At 53.5% G+C, this 16,769-nt stretch carries 22 protein-coding genes; 13 read left to right on the top strand and 9 right to left on the bottom strand.

Annotated features, from left to right (window positions below; all coding sequences use genetic code 11):
• From Q363_RS42240 to Q363_RS24475, 3 genes are all read left to right on the top strand, one after another.
• Positions 1 to 446, top strand: a 446-nt coding sequence (locus Q363_RS42240; protein WP_035356008.1) for a hypothetical protein, incomplete at its 5' end; no start/stop codon positions are given.
• Between the two features lie 933 nt (positions 447 to 1,379).
• Positions 1,380 to 1,697: a hypothetical protein gene (locus Q363_RS41100; RefSeq protein ID WP_035356005.1), complete on the top strand. Its 318-nt coding sequence runs from the start codon at positions 1,380 to 1,382 to the stop codon at positions 1,695 to 1,697.
• A gap of 1,222 nt (positions 1,698 to 2,919) precedes the next feature.
• Complete coding sequence (locus Q363_RS24475; RefSeq protein WP_035355999.1) at positions 2,920 to 3,129, top strand: dodecin family protein; 210 nt, start codon at positions 2,920 to 2,922, stop codon at positions 3,127 to 3,129.
• Here the strand turns inward: Q363_RS24475 and Q363_RS46745 are convergent.
• Positions 3,126 to 3,353, bottom strand: coding sequence for an ATP-binding protein (locus Q363_RS46745; protein ID WP_425387778.1), 228 nt, complete (start codon positions 3,351 to 3,353; stop codon positions 3,126 to 3,128). The genes Q363_RS24475 and Q363_RS46745 overlap by 4 nt on opposite strands.
• A 79-nt stretch (positions 3,354 to 3,432) precedes the next feature.
• Between Q363_RS46745 and Q363_RS45950 the strand changes: the two genes are divergently transcribed.
• Positions 3,433 to 3,621, top strand: coding sequence for a hypothetical protein (locus Q363_RS45950; RefSeq protein ID WP_064742720.1), 189 nt, complete (start codon positions 3,433 to 3,435; stop codon positions 3,619 to 3,621).
• Here Q363_RS45950 and Q363_RS45665 read toward each other — a convergent pair.
• The 3 genes from Q363_RS45665 to Q363_RS24455 form a co-directional block, all read right to left on the bottom strand.
• Complete coding sequence (locus tag Q363_RS45665) at positions 3,618 to 3,971, bottom strand: DUF892 family protein (RefSeq protein WP_281176072.1); 354 nt, start codon at positions 3,969 to 3,971, stop codon at positions 3,618 to 3,620. The genes Q363_RS45950 and Q363_RS45665 overlap by 4 nt on opposite strands.
• Positions 3,972 to 4,605: 634 nt before the next feature.
• Positions 4,606 to 5,256: a hypothetical protein gene (locus Q363_RS24460; RefSeq protein WP_035355994.1), complete on the bottom strand. Its 651-nt coding sequence runs from the start codon at positions 5,254 to 5,256 to the stop codon at positions 4,606 to 4,608.
• Positions 5,257 to 5,290: 34 nt separating this feature from the next.
• Positions 5,291 to 5,794, bottom strand: a complete 504-nt coding sequence (locus Q363_RS24455) for a BON domain-containing protein (protein ID WP_245632440.1) — start codon at positions 5,792 to 5,794, stop codon at positions 5,291 to 5,293.
• 255 nt (positions 5,795 to 6,049) lie between these two features.
• Between Q363_RS24455 and Q363_RS24450 the strand changes: the two genes are divergently transcribed.
• The 3 genes from Q363_RS24450 (at position 6,050) to Q363_RS24435 (ending at position 9,290) form a co-directional block, all read left to right on the top strand.
• A complete protein-coding gene (locus Q363_RS24450; RefSeq protein WP_051979263.1) occupies positions 6,050 to 6,619 on the top strand; it encodes an SOS response-associated peptidase in 570 nt (189 codons plus the stop codon).
• Between the two features lie 944 nt (positions 6,620 to 7,563).
• Positions 7,564 to 8,766 carry an NRAMP family divalent metal transporter gene (locus Q363_RS24440; RefSeq protein ID WP_211256330.1) on the top strand — a complete coding sequence of 401 codons (1,203 nt, stop codon included), beginning with the start codon at positions 7,564 to 7,566 and terminating at the stop codon, positions 8,764 to 8,766.
• Entirely contained in the window at positions 8,763 to 9,290 is a 528-nt protein-coding gene (locus Q363_RS24435) for an outer membrane beta-barrel protein (protein ID WP_035355986.1), read from the top strand. The genes Q363_RS24440 and Q363_RS24435 overlap by 4 nt, the downstream gene beginning before the upstream one ends.
• 98 nt (positions 9,291 to 9,388) lie before the next feature.
• Here Q363_RS24435 and Q363_RS24430 read toward each other — a convergent pair whose 3' ends face one another.
• Together Q363_RS24430 and Q363_RS46740 are read right to left on the bottom strand one after the other, a co-directional pair.
• Complete coding sequence (locus tag Q363_RS24430; RefSeq protein ID WP_245632439.1) at positions 9,389 to 9,967, bottom strand: nucleoside deaminase; 579 nt, start codon at positions 9,965 to 9,967, stop codon at positions 9,389 to 9,391.
• A 129-nt stretch (positions 9,968 to 10,096) separates the two neighbouring features.
• A complete protein-coding gene (locus Q363_RS46740) occupies positions 10,097 to 10,495 on the bottom strand; it encodes a DUF3891 family protein (protein ID WP_035355984.1) in 399 nt (132 codons plus the stop codon).
• Positions 10,496 to 10,629: 134 nt separating this feature from the next.
• Between Q363_RS46740 and Q363_RS24420 the strand changes: the two genes are divergently transcribed.
• On the top strand, positions 10,630 to 11,115 hold the full coding sequence (locus tag Q363_RS24420) for a hypothetical protein (protein ID WP_035355981.1): 486 nt from the start codon (positions 10,630 to 10,632) through the stop codon (positions 11,113 to 11,115).
• 585 nt (positions 11,116 to 11,700) lie between these two features.
• A complete protein-coding gene (locus tag Q363_RS24415; protein ID WP_035355979.1) occupies positions 11,701 to 12,699 on the top strand; it encodes an SDR family oxidoreductase in 999 nt (332 codons plus the stop codon).
• A gap of 429 nt (positions 12,700 to 13,128) precedes the next feature.
• Here Q363_RS24415 and Q363_RS41090 read toward each other — a convergent pair whose 3' ends face one another.
• Entirely contained in the window at positions 13,129 to 13,491 is a 363-nt protein-coding gene (locus tag Q363_RS41090) for a hypothetical protein (protein ID WP_245632442.1), read from the bottom strand.
• Between Q363_RS41090 and Q363_RS37540 the strand changes: the two genes are divergently transcribed.
• On the top strand, positions 13,394 to 13,798 hold the full coding sequence (locus Q363_RS37540; protein ID WP_245632441.1) for a DDE-type integrase/transposase/recombinase: 405 nt from the start codon (positions 13,394 to 13,396) through the stop codon (positions 13,796 to 13,798). The two genes, Q363_RS41090 and Q363_RS37540, sit on opposite strands and share 98 nt — an antisense overlap.
• Before the next feature lie 43 nt (positions 13,799 to 13,841).
• Here the strand turns inward: Q363_RS37540 and Q363_RS24400 are convergent, their stop codons facing one another.
• Positions 13,842 to 14,021 carry a hypothetical protein gene (locus tag Q363_RS24400; protein ID WP_035355977.1) on the bottom strand — a complete coding sequence of 60 codons (180 nt, stop codon included), beginning with the start codon at positions 14,019 to 14,021 and terminating at the stop codon, positions 13,842 to 13,844.
• A gap of 129 nt (positions 14,022 to 14,150) precedes the next feature.
• On the opposite strand from Q363_RS24400, the gene Q363_RS24395 reads away from it, so the two are divergent.
• From Q363_RS24395 to Q363_RS24380, 3 genes are all read left to right on the top strand, one after another.
• The gene (locus Q363_RS24395) at positions 14,151 to 14,798 is read left to right on the top strand and encodes a recombinase family protein (RefSeq protein WP_245632438.1); all 648 of its coding nucleotides are present in this window, start codon (positions 14,151 to 14,153) and stop codon (positions 14,796 to 14,798) included.
• 200 nt (positions 14,799 to 14,998) lie between these two features.
• Positions 14,999 to 15,451, top strand: a complete 453-nt coding sequence (locus tag Q363_RS24385; protein WP_035355972.1) for a hypothetical protein — start codon at positions 14,999 to 15,001, stop codon at positions 15,449 to 15,451.
• A gap of 139 nt (positions 15,452 to 15,590) precedes the next feature.
• Positions 15,591 to 16,145 carry a glutathione peroxidase gene (locus Q363_RS24380; protein WP_425387776.1) on the top strand — a complete coding sequence of 185 codons (555 nt, stop codon included), beginning with the start codon at positions 15,591 to 15,593 and terminating at the stop codon, positions 16,143 to 16,145.
• Between the two features lie 123 nt (positions 16,146 to 16,268).
• On the opposite strand, the gene Q363_RS24375 is transcribed toward Q363_RS24380, so the two are convergent.
• A partial coding sequence (locus Q363_RS24375) for an RAD55 family ATPase (RefSeq protein ID WP_035355970.1) occupies positions 16,269 to 16,769 on the bottom strand: 501 nt, incomplete at its 5' end.

Raw genomic sequence — 16,769 nt, 5'->3', positions numbered from 1 at the left:
CTATGTGTTGGTTCTCAGCTGAGCATGCAAAGAATATAGAACAGGCCAAGGCTGGACAGCGCCTTGCAGTCAAGAACATGGATTGGCACGCGAAGTGGGTAGTTCGGGAAGAAGAACTCGATGCTCCGAGGCCTTGTCCGGTTTGCCTCGCAGATCAGACCAGAGTTTTATTCCGGTTTTCCGAAAATCAGCAAACGTCTCTCCACTTCGGTTCCGAGACAGAGGCGGTTTTCAAAATGATTAAACGGCCTAAACTAGACATCTTTGAGTTCCCGGACGGCAAGCAAATGAATTTGAGCGAGTTACCCGCCGGCCTTGTTCTGGATGTTCTGGTTGTTCCAGGGCAGGAAGAGTTGTCCGACATTCTTGACAAAGAGTCAGCTGCGCAAGAGGAAGAGGAGACAGAGAGAGAACCATTTCTAGCTCGGTTGCTGGCCCGTTTTTAAGATCGCCGGGTAAACAGCCGTTTTTAAGATCGCCGGGTAAACAGTCAGAAGTTCAATGGAGTGGCGTATTTTCGTCGACGCCTCTAGCTAGAGCTGTTTGGTTTGGGCCGCCTCTTCCACTCAAGAACAAGCGATGGTTCTTGTATAAGGCGGCCTAAGTATCCAGACATGTTAGGACCACTCACATTGATTGTCTGGAGGTATTTGTCAGACGTGCAGGAGGTGCAGCGTGTTGTCGAGAGGTCGCCGTTTTCGCGCACCCGAAGAACTTCAATGCGATGATCATCATAGTGCCGTTCAGATCGTGAATATGGCATGAACCGAACGCCTGGGCCGATACTTGTCTTCGCCAGTGAGGCCTCTCTTAGTTTAGTTCTCATCCCCAACCGAATAGATCCGCTTTGGCTCAAAAGCCGAGGTGAAGGCCTGAAAGACTGCGCGATCGTCAGCGCAGTCAGACATCGGTCAGGGTTAAGGGCCGAGGAGTCTTGCCATCGATGTCTATAAAGCCGTATTTCTCCGCTACGCTGGCGGCCACCAGTACGGTTCCGGTGTGCCGGATGACGTCGGGATCCGCGGCGAGTGCAGCGACAGCCCGTCCGATAACTCGGGAGATTCTGAGTTGGTGAGGTCAAGCCATGCGGCCGCTTCCATGACCTTCTCCGTCCGAACCAGTCCCGGATACAACGACACGACCTAACTCCATAGGGTCGCAGCTCAACCGAATCGCCTTTCCGCATAACCTCTCTGCGGTTCTCTGTCGGACATTGGTTACTCAGGATGGCGAAGGAAGGGTCAACCATTTCAGTCCTGATGGAACTCATTTGCGATGATCTTCTCTGTAGCCCTGCAGCACGGTGTTCCACTTCAGTCCGTCTGCGAAAACTCGCTCACACCCGATTCGAGCCTTCTGGCTGGACCGGGAACGAGAAGATGAGCTATGCCAAGAGCATCATGGGCTATTTGGGACGCTGGATGCAGCATCGGTTTCTCGAGGGGGAACAACTCGACCTCTTCGCGTTGCCGGCGCCTACTCCTTCATCCGTGACGCAGACAGTCGCCGCCGTTTCGGAAGGTTGCTGTCCTCATTCCACGCTTTGGGGATTCACCGATGTGTGGCGTGTGCGGCTTGCTGATGTAGCAGTCAGGTTCGTGTTTCCGCTGTCCATCCGGGAGCACGTCTGGGTACTCATGACCCCTTGTTTCAGTAATTTAGATGATTGCGGTTTGCACGATAAGTTGAAATGGTGACCCCCCATAAAGTGAACCTGTTAACCCATAAGTTGAAATTGTTAACTCCATAAAGTGAGCCATCCCAAAGACAAAAGAGGCCATCAGCGACTAGGCAACTTAGCACTCTCCGAAAGTCGAAGCTGCCGATGCGCGGGATCGTTCCGTCGTGGCTCACCAATATCTTGGCCTGCGCGACTCAGTTAGCGGGCTTCGACGCGCGCGTCGAAGACAGGCCCTCATTGAAGAAGGGCGCTGGCGCTCCGCGACAGCAGGTGTGACGTGCTGATCTACTTCCTCAGTTCAAAGCAATCAAGTACCAGTGACGAAGCCATGCAACCTCAGATATTCTTTTGTGTCGACACAGTCTCGAGTTCCGACGCCAATGAACCAACCGGATTCAGCAAAGCATTCTTAGCGATCGTCACTGGCGATGCTCCTCTTTTGTACATCATGTATGCCGCGATCGCGCCCGCCGCGAAGGTGATAACCGCAAATAACGTTTGTACTCTTGATCGTCCCATGTATTCCCTCCCAGGGCTCTTCATCGTTGGAACGAATACGAGCTCGGGACGTTGTATGACGAGTCCAAGATCGGGCCTCCACGCAATTGACAACAAAGCTAAAGTCCTAGTTCTATGTTACTGCGATGAAGCAGAGTGAATTCAACGCACGCTTACCGACCCTCGAGCCAGCCGACGATTCCTCCGATCTGCGAAGGTGGCTTGGCCGCTGGTCTATTCAAGCCCTACTCTCCTTCTCCTGTTCCCATGGATCCCAGAGGACACATAGGGATCTTACGCAAAGGCTTCTACGACTACCGAAACAGCTGCGCGAAGTGTAGCGAACAGCTTCCGCGAAGCAGGATCTTGAACTTCTCTAGAAACAGTAGCCGCAAGTGGCAAACTGCGATCGCTCAACCGGTAGATGGACCTGGAACACTGTCCGCGGAGCACTTTCGCCATTACTACGAAAGCACCTGGATGCTGCCGCCGTGGCGATCAACAATCTCCTCGGAGACCCACAGCCCCTGGCCGGTTTCAACGTCTTTCGTTGTGGTAAAGATGGGTTCAAAAATCTATTCCCTATAGGCTGGAGAGGTGCCTGACACATATCCGTTCGCGGTCTAACATCATCTCTTCTACGGGCATCTTAGCCGAGGGCATCGGGCATCCGTAAGAATGGCTTGCTTAGGTCTATCGAGAATCAACTTGGGACTTGAGGCATAGCGAGAGGTGAAATTATGTCCATTGCGCGCATCGTTGAGATCAGCTCGACATCTGACAAGAGTTTCGAGGATGCTGTTGCACAAGGTGTCGCCCGAGCGTCCAAAACGCTTCGCGGAATCAGAAGTGCATGGGTCAAGGAACAGGAGGTTCAGATCGAAAAGGACAAGATCGTTACCTATAAAGTAGGTCTCAAGATCACATTTGTATTGGAAGAGACAGCTTAGCTCAAGAGCTGGAGGGACATGTACTTCAGGAAGCAGTGGCGCCGAACCACGGGGAGACTACCGCTATCGGACATCCCGCTACCGTTATCGGCCACTGTCACATGTACGCAGTCTCCAACCCCTTTGACCCGTACTCGCAAGATTCCGCCTTCAGTAGGAAGCGCGTCGAAAGAGTTGAGAATGAAATTGGAAAGTATCTGCAGAATCTCCGTTGCGAATACCATTTTAAAACGAGGATGCCACTCGACGACCACTGACATCCTCGCCTCGGGCAAGTCTTTACCTTGCAGAACGTTTCGTGGGATGCTTACCTATACTTGCGGCACGTTTCGCGGGAACATCTTCGTCGCTCTCATCTTCCATCTCGCCGCCCTGGGCCTCGGAGGACGCTTCCTCGAGCAGCGGTTGTGCCTGCGCGAGCACCTTCTTGCCCGCCTCTTCCTCTTCGTTCAATGTCTCAGACAGCAGGGCCACAATTTCGACCTGACTTAACGATTTGGCGATCGCAATTGCTGCTGTGTAGCGCCTGCTATTTCGTAGTGCTCCACGCGAAGGGCGGCACCGGCTATGCAGATGTCTTTCGCGGCACCCTCTTCATCGTCCTCAAGCTGCTCCTGGCCCTCTTTCACCAGTCCTTCCATGCCCTTGCATAGTTCACCCGTAGGCTTTTTGCCTAGGAGCTCACACGCCTGCTTCAGGCGTTCCACGTGCCCTTTGGTCTGTTCCAAGTGTCCGGTGAAGAGCTCTTTCAGTTCCGAACTGGAACTTCCCTTCGCCATCTTCGGTAGCGCTTTCACCAACTGGTTCTCGGCACTGTATAGATCCCTCAACTCGTCGATCAAAACATTTTCTAGACTCATTGTTTTGCTCTCTCTTGATTCACATTTTGAGTGCTCCCTTCGTTCGCGGGTGAGTGATAGGAAGCAATCTGTTCCACTGCGGTTGGCTGTTGTATACAAATCAAATCACTGACCGTCACAAAGAAAACAAGAGGGCCAGTTTCGCTGACGACCTCTGAGATAAATCGTCCCCTTCTTTAAAGGGCGGGCCGCGCCGGATCTACGATGGAGGGCGATACGTGAGGGTGGGAGCCTGCCTCCATCACGCACTGACATCCCGGTCTTACATTGCATCTCAAATGTTGTGGGCCAACGGCATTACGAAGGAGAATCAAATGTCTGATCCGAAGAAATGTGAAAATCCCGCCTGTAGCTGTATCCCCGAGAAGGAACAGAGGTTTTGCAGTACTCATTGCGAGGGAACAAAGGGAACCACTGAGATCATCTGCGAGTGCGGACATCCTTCATGCAAAGGCGATGCAACAAGGGTTTAGTAAATCAGCCATCAGGGCCGATGCGAATCGGCTCTGCTTCTCAATAAATCGGAGTCTTTCGTAAGAGCTGACAAAAGGCCCGAAGCGACTGGGAGGTCGACCCGGGCTTTATGCGATTTTGTTGCTGATCCGGGCTGAAAAGCCTAGTACGTTTTTTCTCTCGTTAAGACGCCTGCATCGCGGTTGAGCCGTTCCTGCTCTAGCACCCGGTCGCTTGCGTCATCGCGGCTGGAGAGATCGCCGTAGGTCGCGTGAGCACCTGCGTGTGATGAAGAGCCAGCTTCCCCGGAGGACGAGATATCAGTGGCACCGCTCTCTTTGAGAACGTCTTTTGCAACATCTATCTGCTCGGAGGTATCGCAGTGAACCGAGAGGAGGACTCCTCCATCTTTGACCGCGCCCTCATAGCGCTTGGCTTCGTACTCAGGAATTCCCATCCCCACGAGGGCCCCGACGAGTCCGCCGACAGCACCGCCAACACCGGCTCCAGCGAGCGTTGCCATGATAGGGCCTGCGGCGATTAAGGGGCCGGCACCGGGGATGGCGAGCGCTCCGATGCCGGCGAGCAGTCCAAGTGTTCCACCGACGACGCCGCCGGTGGTCGCGCCGGTGGCGGTGCCTTCGGGCGCCTTGGTGCTCTTCTCATGGGCGAAGGCACGCGTGCTTTCATTGTCGGGGAGGAGCACGGAGATAGCTGCGTTGGTGAAACCGCGGGCGAGAAGACGATCGACGGCGGCCTCTGCGGTTCCGGGAGTTGCGTAGATACCATAGACTGCGGTGTTTTTGCTGGACATTTGATGCTCCTTCGCTGGTTAGTAGCGTCTGCTGCTACTTCACTGTGATTTCGTTGGTGATTTTGTCAGCAGAGACGGTGTTCCCTGCAATCTGAGCGATCTTCGCTCTCTCTTCTTCAGATTTGACCGGACCTTTGAGAGTGACCGCGCCGTTGGCGGTGACGATCTTTACGTTGTGCGCGTAGGTGGAGAGATCTTTATCCGCCATGATCTCTTTTCTGATCTTTGCTGTGATGTCACGGTCAGACTTCGCGTTGTTCTGCTTGTCAGCCGTCTGCATCTGCCCCTTATTCTGCCCTGAATTGTCTGGTGCTTGTGCCGTAGCGACTAGAGGTGCTGCCGCGAGACACACGAATACTGTTGCGGCCGAAGCCGCGCGTATCAAACGCATCGCAATCATATCTTTGGGACCTTCCCGAAGCCTTGGTGGCTTCAGTTCATCGGGCCGCGAATGTCGATAGAACGCGGCTCCGTCTAGCTGCTCTAACAACAATCTGATGGTATGCGGAAAGGATGAGTTGTCCTTGACGAATCCCACGGACTCCGCGAACCATCCGCCTCCCCGCTCTATGGCAACGTATAGTTCAGGTGAGTGCATTGGAACTCAGACCATCTCCGAGCCTTCCAGATTCGCACTAGCCTGGATGACCTGGACTTTGCGACCGAGGACGACATAGCATGTGCGGCCGCTACTACCGAAAGACCCACAAGCAGAAGATCGCCGAGGCGTTCCACGCCGGCAAATTGATGACTTCGTGCTGCCGCCGTGGGACTATAACGTCGCCCCACCAGCATGCAGCCCATCATCCGCGCCGGCCGCGACAACCGCGACCGCGAGTTGGTCTCGATGCGCTGGGGCCTCGTCCCTTTCTTCACGAAAGACCTCTCTAGCCTCAAAGCGTTCTCCACGATCAATGCTCGAGCTGAATCCATAACCAAGTCGGCCACCTACCGCGAGCCCTTCAAAAAACGTCGCTGCCTTGTTCCCGCTTCTGGCTTCTTCGAGTGGAAGAAACTCGATGCAAAGAACAAGCAGCCCTTCGCCTTTGACCTCGCCAACGGCCAGATGATGGCCTTCGCCGGTCTGTCGGACGCATGGAAAGACCCCGCGAACGGCCAGTGGCTGCAGAGCTACGCCATCATCATCACCGAGGCGAACGAGCTGATGGCGCCGGTCCACGATCGCATGCCCGTCATTCTGCACCAGCGCGACTTCGATCGCTGGATCGACCGCGAGCCCACCGACCAGCCGCCGATCGACCTGCTGCGACCGTTCCCCGCCGATGAGATGGAGGCGTTCGAAGTTTCTAAAGTTGTCGACAATGTCAAAAACAATTCGCCGGAATTACTGAATAGTAGGTGAGAAGTTCGCCTGTAGAATCAAAGCCAGCATGAAAAGCGACTTCTCGCAAGATAAGTTTAGCGCCATCTTATATGAGCACGTCAGCCCACAGCTCCCATAAAGTCCCAACTGTATCTATTTGGTAGAGCACAGCACTCCAGCTAGTTAAATAGGCGCCTCATGCCCCAGGCCGAAGCGTATTCATCTACGCGATAGACGCGTAGGCAAGACTTCGCTGGCTCCCATCGTTGCATACTCGCATCAGTCGGCGGCCAGTAACCCTATCCTTTTTGCGTGTGAGCTACGCACGACCTCTCTCGGAAGCCGCTAGTATGAAGTTTCTTGGTCGGAGCCATCGCCCAAACTCAGCTATTAAGGCGGCTCTGCAAGTTTTTATCAAGCTCTCCTGACCCAATCAAGAACGCGCGAAGATACCTCCGATTTCGAACCTGTCTCGCCTTTACAGGTTTTCTATACGGAGCAAATGTATTCATTGGTAATGCATCCAAACAAAACGTGATTTATAGAAGCCATTTCGCTTCACTCGCTTTACTGCCTGGTTTGGCGGCTTGTTCGGGTTCTCATTCCTTGAGCCACGAGAAATTGCAAACAGAGTTTCGAGCTTCGATCTCCCTCGCATCAGAGGCTGAGGCTTTGCTAGGCCATCTCGAGGGACACGACTATTCGATCCAGTTCGTCAAAGGACATCTCTCTTACCTGACACAACAAGGATCGGGAATCCAAGATCAACTGACGGGTGCGTCCGTAGATGACCGAGACGTCAAATCGTTGAGTTTACTCAAGGCGACGACAGGCGAACTCATGCAGACGATGGAGCACCTACAGATTAAGAACCCAAGCGAGCTTGCCCAGAGCAGCTCGCGGGAGCATCTCCACTCCATTACTCAACATCTTGTCGACGGTATGCCACGATGAAGAGGCTGCTCGGCATAACGCTTGGCATCATGACGGCGCTGGGCGGTTTTGTGGACCTTGGACAGATAGTCTTCACGACTCAGGCAGGCGCGCTCTTCGGCTATCGGCTCTTATGGGCGATTGTGCTCGGCACACTCGCCATCATCGCGTACATGGAAATGTGCGGCCGCGTAGCTGTCGTGGCTCGAAAACCGGTCTTTGCCATCGTTAGGGACCGACTCGGGAAGCCTTTAGGCATTGCAATGTTGGTGGCTTCGAATTTGTTGAATCTTCTGACGTGCGCCGCGGAACTGGGTGGTCTTGCCATCATCGTCCACTTGGTCACCGGGTGGCCGGAGAGAACCGTCCTACTCGGGATCGGCGTCCTGCTTCCTCTTCTCGTTTATGTCTCTAAGTTTCAATGGATCGAACGAACCTTTGGGCTCTCCGGGCTGTTGATGATTGTTTTTGCCGTCTCTGCAATTGTGCTTCATCCGGACTGGAAGGCTGCCACCGTCGGACTGAATCCGTTTGCGCATATCACTGGGCATCATCAGGCCCTGCTGTACGCATACTTCGCGGTAGGCATTTTCAGCGCCATGTTGATGGTATATGAAGTGCATTTCTACTCGTCCGGTGCCATCGAGGAAGACTGGAAGGTCAAAGACCTGAGTGAGAATTTTATGGTCGCTTCGCTTGGGTCGGTCTTGGGTTCGCTTCTTACTATCGCTTTGCTAGCCCTCGGAACGCTTCTCTTTCTCCCCAATCACATTTTCCCGGAGCAATTGAGTTCCGCGCTCGTGGCGGGCGCATGGCCGTATGGCCAGAAAATGCTTGTGCTTGCATGTCTGGGCACATTGGCGTGTATCGGAGGTGCAGCGATCGAAACAGCGTTGTCAGGAGCCTACAACATCTGTCAGTTTTTCAACTGGCCTTGGGGGAAGAACCTGCCTCCCAAATCGGCGAAGATCTACACGGCCACGTGGGTTGGGATGTTCGTAATCGCACTCATCACGGTGCTTGTGGGAGTTCAGCCGCTCCAGTTGGTCAATTTCTCAATCATCTTCGGGATGGCAATCATGCCATTCACCTATTATCCGATCCTTCGCGTTGCGGCTGACAGGAAGCTCATGGGCAAGCATGTCAACACTCGTTTCGATACCGTCGTCGGCGTGGTGTTCTTGATGCTCATCGTTCTCGCTGCAGCTGCGGCAATCCCATTGATGATCCTCACGCACTCTGGCCAACCATGAAACCTACTTACGCCTTTCTACTCAGTCTTGCAATCTTTTCCCCCGGAACCGCACGATCGCAACAATTCGATCTTGCTGGCGGATACAACTATCAAAACAGCGATCAAGGCCAAGGTCTTCGCACTCATCTAAATGGCTGGTATGCGTCGGGACAATTTGATCTTAATGATCATTTTGCGCTGACGCTCGAGGCAGACAATTACTACGGCAGTGTCAACAGTGAAGACGAGCGCCAGCAAAACTTCGTTTTCGGGCCGCAGTACATCTTTCTACAGGAAGATCGAAGAACCCGCCCGTTCCTATATGTCCAGGCAGGTGACCAACGCTCCTCAACGAATAATGAGGTCGAACATGCCTTCAATCTGCAAATTGGGGGTGGGCTTCAGATCAAGGTCAGCCAGCGGTTCTCCCTACAACTGACACCGGCCGAGTATAGCTTCGTCAAAGCTTCATCAGGTCCGACCCACAGCTTCAGTGCCAAAGTCGGTATCAGTTGGACGGCGTGGAAAAAGTCTAGGGGCTGAAAGTGCCCAGCAGTTCATCGCGTCCTTTTCATCGCGAAAGCCCTTGGCAGCTATTCCTACCGGCGTCAAAAGCGTAAACCCTCGGAACACTGCGAGTATCACCTTGGAGGAATGGTTGGAACATGTGCCGGGCCCTTCTTGGACACGGATTCTTCAGGTTTCGCGTAGAGATTTGCGCAATCTTCTGCCAATACGCCGCCTTCAATCCGAAGATCGGCGCGGAAGGCATCGCGGATGAAGTCGAAGGTATCATTGTGTCGCGATTTGAAATAAATGTGATTCACGTCCTCACGGCCCGCCCCGTACACGATCTTGCTGACGCCTGCCCATAGGCAAGCCATTGTGCACATCCCGCACGGCTGAAGAGTGCAGTAAAGAGTGCAGCCTTGCAGACTCGTCTTCTGCAATTGCGCACACGCTCGTCGTATCACAACCATTTCAGCATGCGCGGTCGGATCATGGTGGAGCTCGCCTTCATTGAATCCAGCGCAGATTGAAACCTCATCGCGGACAAGGACTGCACCGACTTCGGCTCCGCCAGGTGTCCGTCTCCCTTTGAGTGCTTGTTCGAGAGCGAGGCGCATGAATTGAATGTCATCTTCTGTTGCCATGACGGCTATGTCACCCTCCACACCAAACTTCGATTCGTAAGACCCTCGGAAGCGCTCAACAACCATACACAGGCGGAGGCCTCAAAGGCGTCGCCAAATACCCGACGGTCAAAAGTAAGCATCGATTCTGTCACTGAGAATCGTAGGCGATCCTTGTGTTCCAAAGCGCGGTCCGCCGGGTGGCCGACAGGCAGCTCATATCGTCCCGACATGCCGGAACAAAGGCAAAGTGACAGCAGATCCCGCCAGTTCTGACCTTTTCTCCGCCTGACGTATCGATCGTTCCCACGCGCTGACCGCTATCCGGGAATCACATTCGAGAAACGAGATCGGTCGTGTGACTACGGCCGTTTCGAGCGCTTCAAGGTCAGTCTGTGCCCATCCCTGATCATGTCTTGTAATCGCGTCTACGACCTCGGGCGGGAGCTCGCCGAAAATGTCCGGATGCAATTCAGTGGCGAGCCGTCCTGCGAGCTTGGCGTGGGCGGGCTGCGAAACGTAGCCAAGAACATGCTCGGGTTCCTGTGTTGCTGCGAAGGCATCCCATGCATCGACCTTGAGAGATGACCGAGGCTGGAAAGTCCGCAGAAGCATAGGTATTTGATGCCGATGGAAAGCAAACCTCTGCTCCTGAGCACGCCTCTCATGTAAATGCACTTTTTCTAAAAACGGTCTGGGAAAAGTTGCAGTACCGGACAACAGCGCTTAGACTTTCTCCGGAAACAGTCTTGGCGCGCCTTGAATATTACCGCATCGATTTGAAGCGGATTCGGCGGAAATACCGCAATTCGGAGTCGCTGCAGGTCACGCGTCGATCACCATTTAAGTTGAGGAAGGAAGTCGAACGCTTTGCCATATATTTCATGCGCGAGTTTGATTATCCCATCCAAGAATTTCATGCCAAGGAAAACGGACCTTACACAGCCTACCTGCTAACGGACGTTCACAGCCGCCATCCCCCTGTATGGGCAGGAGCATGCTGTTTTCGGCCTGAGAGTTTTGCATATCCTGTTCGCGATGAGACCTTGCGTTGGATATGGCTTCATCCTTACTGCCGCACGAAAGGTATTCTGACCGAGATCTGGCCGGAATTGCGAGAGAAGCACGGCGATTTCTTTGTCGAACCTCCCCTGTCACCTGCCATGCTGCACTTTGTGCTGAGTCACAACCGTGGTTCACGCTTCTACCCGCTCTATCGAAAACTCGCGACCTAGATCATTTTGGTGTCGCGCGGGGAGGATTCACGAAAACAGGCGTTCGCATGGCGCTGTTGCTCAAGACCTCACTACGGGCTGCGGACCATGTGTAGCGCGTATGGGGATTGTCAGTGAATTCGTAGCCACCACGAGCAGATCTTTAAACGAGAACTCGTTAAAACGGGCCAGAATCACGATAGGCAATACGGAGCGAGTCAGCGAATCGTTCGGCGAGCGAATGTTGTGGCAGGCCGAAACGAAAACGAGTGAAATTGATTGCGGCATAGACGCACGTTGCCGCCATGGACAAAGCCTGCGCAATCACATGCATCTCTGCATCGGATGATCCATATGGGCATACAACAGGAGTCTTTTGCACTCGCAAAACTCTTTGGCGAGGAATGCACGAAGCTGTCCCCCGATCTTCACTGCAAGCCGGTAAGCGCTGCAGTCTCACAATCGCCGATCAGCCATAATCTTCGATCCCAATAGCCACGCGCGCTATCCTCGATCATCCAGAACGCTTTCGAAACGTTAGATGCTATTTCGATTTGCCCGGCCTGCATCTAACGTCTTGGAATGTTCCGACATGGAGGCAGCAGGATGCAGCCGAACCTCACTGTGGTGATTACGGGAGCTTCGGCAGGACTAGGACGAGCGATTGCCCATGAATTCGCCAAGTTAGGAGCTCGTGTGGGCCTAATATCGCGCGATCTTCCCGCACTCGAAGCGACTGCGGCTGAGGTTGAGCGCTTGGGTGGAACAGGAGCGACCTACGCTGCGGACGTAAGCGACGATCGTGCTGTGGAAGCGGGCGCAGCATCATTCGAAGAGCGTCTTGGCCCCATCGACATCTGGGTCAACAACGCCATGATTTCAGTATTCTCCCCAATCAAAGAGATGGAAGCGGCCGAGTTCCGCCGTGTCACAGAAGTGAACTACCTTGGCTACGTCCACGGCACGCTTGCCGCGCTGAAGCGAATGCTTCAGCGGAATCGAGGCCGGATCATCCAGATAGGATCGGCCCTGGCCGTAAGAAGCATACCATTACAAGCCGCGTATTGTGCTTCGAAACATGCCATCGTCGGTTTCACGGATTCGCTACGTTGCGAGTTGATTCACGACAAGAGCAACGTGAAAGTAGTCGTCGTGCACATGCCGGCGATGAATACGCCGCAGTTCACCTGGTTAAAGAGCAGACTACCGAATTTGGCTCAGCCAGTACCTCCGATCTACGAGCCGGAGGTAGGCGCCAGAGTGATTCTGCACGCCGCACTTACATCATCACCGCGGCGGGAATATTGGGTCGGTGGGTCGACCGTTAGAGCCATCGTAGGCCGGAAGTTCATTCCAGGCCTGTTGGACTTTTACCTCGGCAAGACAGGCTACAAAGCGCAGCAAGGGAAAGAGGCTGATTTACCTGACAGGCCAGACAACGTGTGGCATCCCGTCTCGACTACGCTTGGCGCACATGGACCGTTCGATAAAAGATCTCGTCCGTTTAGCCTTGAAGCACAAGTTTCCAAACATCGCGGCTGGTTTGTATTGGGATGTGGGCTCTTCGGAGCAGCTCTCTGCGCCAGAACATTCCTCACTCGTTAGGCAATTGTGGTAAGCCGCTTCCATCCGGCGTCGCGGGTCAATCCGCTGATCAACAACTTTCATCGTTTGAAGTTCTTTCGACATATCGCGCACTGGCGAAAGAGCGAGGTATTCCGACATCCGTGGATCAACAAGCAGCGCCTGACACCGACGGACCGCGGCTGGGTAGAGTCGATGAGGCAAGAACGAAAACGGAGATCGCGTGTCTCCCATCATTCCGAATTTCGAGCATTCTGCGGTTGTCCGTGGCGCTACCGAAGTCGTAGGTGCACCGCACGTCAGAGTGAATTGCTTGGGACAGCAGGGAGACAGGTGGCGACTTATCGAGAGTGAGGTAACTCTCGACAGGGAGCCGACGGTGCCAAAACCGCACCATCACAAAAAATCCGCGGAGATGTTCTACATCATTGACGGCCGGATGGAAGTTCTCTAAGGAAAAGAGATCGTGAATGCAGAAGCAGTCGATGTCATCGTCGTGCCAACACTGATGCCCATGCTTTCGCGGCCGAGAGCGGCAGCATAGCAGACCTCCTGATCATCATTGCTCCGGATATCGAGAAATTTGAATACTTCCGACAACTGACGCACATCGCGCGCGGCGAAGAAAAGCCGGAGAAGCTGAAAGATCTGCAGGATCTGGACGATATGTTCTTTTAATGAATTGCCCTGAGTGGGAAGTTGCTCGTGGCAGACCATCGATTTCCTGCTCACCGCCAAACGAGATGCGGCTGCCGCGAAGCGATTCTTTCGAAGGGTATTTCGCTCTTCTTGTAATCCCATACCGCGGGTCATCAATGTTGATAAGAATCCAGCTTACCCGGCTGCGATCAGAGCACTAAAACGCGAAGGCACCTTACTGCGCCGAGTGCGGTTACGACAACGCAAATACCTCAATAACATCATCGAGCAGGACCACCGGGTGGTGAAGAAGCGTACCTGGCTAGCCAAGGGCTACGGTTCGTTTCAAAGCGCGTGGCGAACACTGGAAGGAATTGAAACGGTGAACATGATTCGGAAAGGACGAGTGAGGTGGGTGGCAAAGGACGATGTCAGGGCTCAAGCCCGCTTCGTGGCGAACCTGTTCGGCATCGCTGCCTAGACATTTCTATCCCATTCAGCACGGTTCCGCTCTCGACCTCTGCTCAATCAATCTTCGCAACGAAACCTCCCGCATCAGCATCGGCCCAGCCAGCTCGCCAGCCAGGTGTTGCCCCGAGGCACTGGGGTTCGCCGGAAAGGCGTGCAAGATAGCCCGCGTCAAATTCGGAAGAATCGAAAGGAACGGCGTTGTCATTGAGTGGCGAGAAACGGGTTATATCCATGGGACCTCCCTGTCATGACTGCGCATCAGAAACGACCGTGTGTGAAACGTTTTTGAACAGTCTTCTGACGCGAGTTATTAATCCTCTAAACCGTACCACAACTCACATCACAAACCAATAGATAATGACATGATTTGTGATATCTTTTTTCGCATGGTCATTGGATATGCTCGCGTTTCGACGGACGACCAGACGAACGCGGCCCAGCTCGCCGAGCTCAAGAAAGCCGGTTGCAAACGGATCTACGAGGAGAAGATGAGTGGCCGAAACGTGGACCGGCCCGAGTTGACTCGATGCCTTGACCGTCTCGATGAGGGCGACATCCTCATAGTGTGGCGTCTCGATCGCCTTGGAAGATCGTTAACCGATCTATTGGAGATCGTGACCACTCTTCAGCGTCGCAAGGTCGCTTTCGTTTCGCTGAAGGAGAAGTTCGATACGAGCAATGCATCCGGGCGCTTGGTATTCCACGTCTTCGCATCGCTGGCCGAGTTTGAAAGGGAACTGATCCGGGAGCGGACCATGGCGGGGTTAGCCGCGGCAAAAGCGCGAGGACGGCTGGGGGGACGTAAGCCAAAACTGGCGAAAGAACAGATGAATAAGATTCGCTCGCTGTGGGATAGCAATCAGTATTCCAAGCACGAGCTTGGAACGATGTTTAGTGTGTCGAAGTCCACCATTGACAGGATCGTTCGACCGGCACCGGTAAAGCTGAAGGTTGCAGCAAAGACACGGAAGCTCAAGAGGGACACGACCAGGCCAAGGGGAGGGAAGTGATGCGAGTAATTTGCACTGGCGGCGGGTTCGATGTTGAGGGGGAAGTAATCGGCGGTGAAGACTTCGACCCGATCGGTGGAACATGCGATCTTGATTCTACTTTCACTGTGCGATGTGATGATGGAGCGTTATTCCAAGTGCACGGCTGGATGGTTGAGGTTGCGGCAGTCGAAACGCGGCGCATTATGGTCATGTGAACGATGAAGAAAACGCCTATTCAACGTGCGATTTGCTGTCCTTGTGGATGCGAGAAGATTCTTGCATTGGGACTTTGCGCGACTTGCTACACGCTCAAGAGGCAGGACGAAGAATACTTCGGCGGTCATCGCGAGGCAGTGCTTGCGCGAGATGGCAATAGATGTAGAATCCCCGGTTGCACTAATCTCAAACGTGGCAAGCGGTCGTTGGCGGTGTATCATCGCGAGCCGGGAAACAATAATCCCGATCTCATGATTACGCTCTGCCTGGAGCATCATGCTATGGTGACCCGGACGCAGATGCTTCGTAAGGAATGGCCGGAGCTGCTTCGCATTCTATGGCGTGAACAGCATCCGGAAGGGCACAAACAAACGATCCTGAATTTTGCAGTAAAGCCAGTTGCTGTGAAGCTCGTTCCTCTGTTTCCAGAGGATGCATTCAGATGGCTTTGCTGAGCATTTCTTCTTTCATCCTTGCGCTCATGCTTGCGGGTTAACTGCATGAAAGACCTGTAAGCCGTAGTCAATCCAACCATTTATAATTTCTTCGATACAAAACAATTGTATTTTTCAGGCAGTCAATGGAGGAAGTCTAGTGCGGAAAGTGCTCATGATGTTTTTGCTCTTCTTCACAGCAGTCGTTTTTGCCACCACTGTCAGACAGATCTACGGCTATAAACTCAAGACGATCGACGGAGAGCCAACTTCCCTCGCTACGTACAAGGGCAAGGTTCTTCTTCTTGTCAATGTGGCGAGCGCATGCGGATATACGCCGCAGTATTCAGCACTGGAATCGGTGTACGAGAAATACAAAGACCAAGGGCTAGTCATTGTAGGAATTCCTGCCAATAACTTTGCGAACCAAGAATCGGGCACAGAGGCCGAGATTAAGACATTTTGCAACCGTAAGTATCATGTCAAGTTCCCCATGATGTCCAAGGTCTCTGTTCTCGGTGAGGATGAGACGCCCCTCTATCGATATCTTACCGACAAGACGAGAAATCCAAGCGTTGGCGGCGACATCAAATGGAACTTCACTAAGTTTCTGATTGCACGTGATGGAACACCCGTGATCCGGTTTGAGCCGGCGACCAAACCGGATTCTCCCGAAGTCATTGCAGCCATTGAGAGTGAATTGAAGAAGAGTTAGTCTCATTTCCGGCACTGTTGCATTAACTCGAAATTAGGCAATCAGCATACAAGTAATGGTGTGACTGATCGCGGCCGGACCGCTATAGGTTGTGCAAGAAAAGTTAATGCAACAGTGCCACAATTACACAGGGTCTTCGCGTCCTTTGAGTGGTGCGTTATCGAGGGTACCGCTTATCCGGTCCGGAACACCGGTGATGAGATGAGCGTATCCCTTCAGACGGTCGCCGATGATGATTCCGTTAGGGCCGATCTGATACTCCCGGATATCGTTGCTATGGACTCCACCCCGCATCTTAACCACCATCATGATTTTACGGAGTTGGCCATCGATCTCCACGTACCGGAAACGGATGATATCGTCCGTTAGGAACGAGATCGAGTAGCTGCTCAACGGAAGCTTATGGAACGCCTCTTCCATCTCTAAAGTGCTTAGGATCGTAATACCGATACCGGTTAGGGCGAAGATCATGCGGTAGAGCGATTCGCGGAAATCGGTTCTGAATCCAGGAGCTAGCGCCATCTCAAAACCTGCGAGAGAGTCAAGCACCAGGCGTTTGGCACCTGTCCTTTGGACTGCGTCGATAAGTTCCTGCATCATTTCATCCACCGAGAGATCAAGCGG

Origin of the sequence: Edaphobacter aggregans DSM 19364, from assembly GCF_000745965.1 — a bacterium.
GTDB classification, from domain to species: domain Bacteria; phylum Acidobacteriota; class Terriglobia; order Terriglobales; family Acidobacteriaceae; genus Edaphobacter; species Edaphobacter aggregans.
This window is presented reverse-complemented; position numbering and strand designations above follow the sequence as displayed.

Excerpts from the sequence above, each read along its gene's own strand:
- Q363_RS24395 (WP_245632438.1), top strand. The coding sequence starts at position 14,151 with ATGATTTGTGATATCTTTTTTCGCATGGTCATTGGATATGCTCGCGTT.
- Q363_RS24440 (WP_211256330.1), top strand. The coding sequence starts at position 7,564 with ATGACGGCGCTGGGCGGTTTTGTGGACCTTGGACAGATAGTCTTCACG.
- Q363_RS41090 (WP_245632442.1), bottom strand. The coding sequence starts at position 13,491 with ATGACCCGCGGTATGGGATTACAAGAAGAGCGAAATACCCTTCGAAAG.
- Q363_RS46740 (WP_035355984.1), bottom strand. The coding sequence starts at position 10,495 with ATGCTTCTGCGGACTTTCCAGCCTCGGTCATCTCTCAAGGTCGATGCA.
- Q363_RS46745 (WP_425387778.1), bottom strand. The coding sequence starts at position 3,353 with ATGGTATTCGCAACGGAGATTCTGCAGATACTTTCCAATTTCATTCTC.
- Q363_RS45950 (WP_064742720.1), top strand. The coding sequence starts at position 3,433 with ATGCTTACCTATACTTGCGGCACGTTTCGCGGGAACATCTTCGTCGCT.
- Q363_RS24415 (WP_035355979.1), top strand. The coding sequence starts at position 11,701 with ATGCAGCCGAACCTCACTGTGGTGATTACGGGAGCTTCGGCAGGACTA.
- Q363_RS24475 (WP_035355999.1), top strand. The coding sequence starts at position 2,920 with ATGTCCATTGCGCGCATCGTTGAGATCAGCTCGACATCTGACAAGAGT.
- Q363_RS24450 (WP_051979263.1), top strand. The coding sequence starts at position 6,050 with ATGCAGCCCATCATCCGCGCCGGCCGCGACAACCGCGACCGCGAGTTG.
- Q363_RS24400 (WP_035355977.1), bottom strand. The coding sequence starts at position 14,021 with ATGGATATAACCCGTTTCTCGCCACTCAATGACAACGCCGTTCCTTTC.
- Q363_RS24430 (WP_245632439.1), bottom strand. The coding sequence starts at position 9,967 with ATGGTTGTTGAGCGCTTCCGAGGGTCTTACGAATCGAAGTTTGGTGTG.
- Q363_RS24385 (WP_035355972.1), top strand. The coding sequence starts at position 14,999 with ATGAAGAAAACGCCTATTCAACGTGCGATTTGCTGTCCTTGTGGATGC.
- Q363_RS24435 (WP_035355986.1), top strand. The coding sequence starts at position 8,763 with ATGAAACCTACTTACGCCTTTCTACTCAGTCTTGCAATCTTTTCCCCC.
- Q363_RS24460 (WP_035355994.1), bottom strand. The coding sequence starts at position 5,256 with ATGTCCAGCAAAAACACCGCAGTCTATGGTATCTACGCAACTCCCGGA.
- Q363_RS41100 (WP_035356005.1), top strand. The coding sequence starts at position 1,380 with ATGAGCTATGCCAAGAGCATCATGGGCTATTTGGGACGCTGGATGCAG.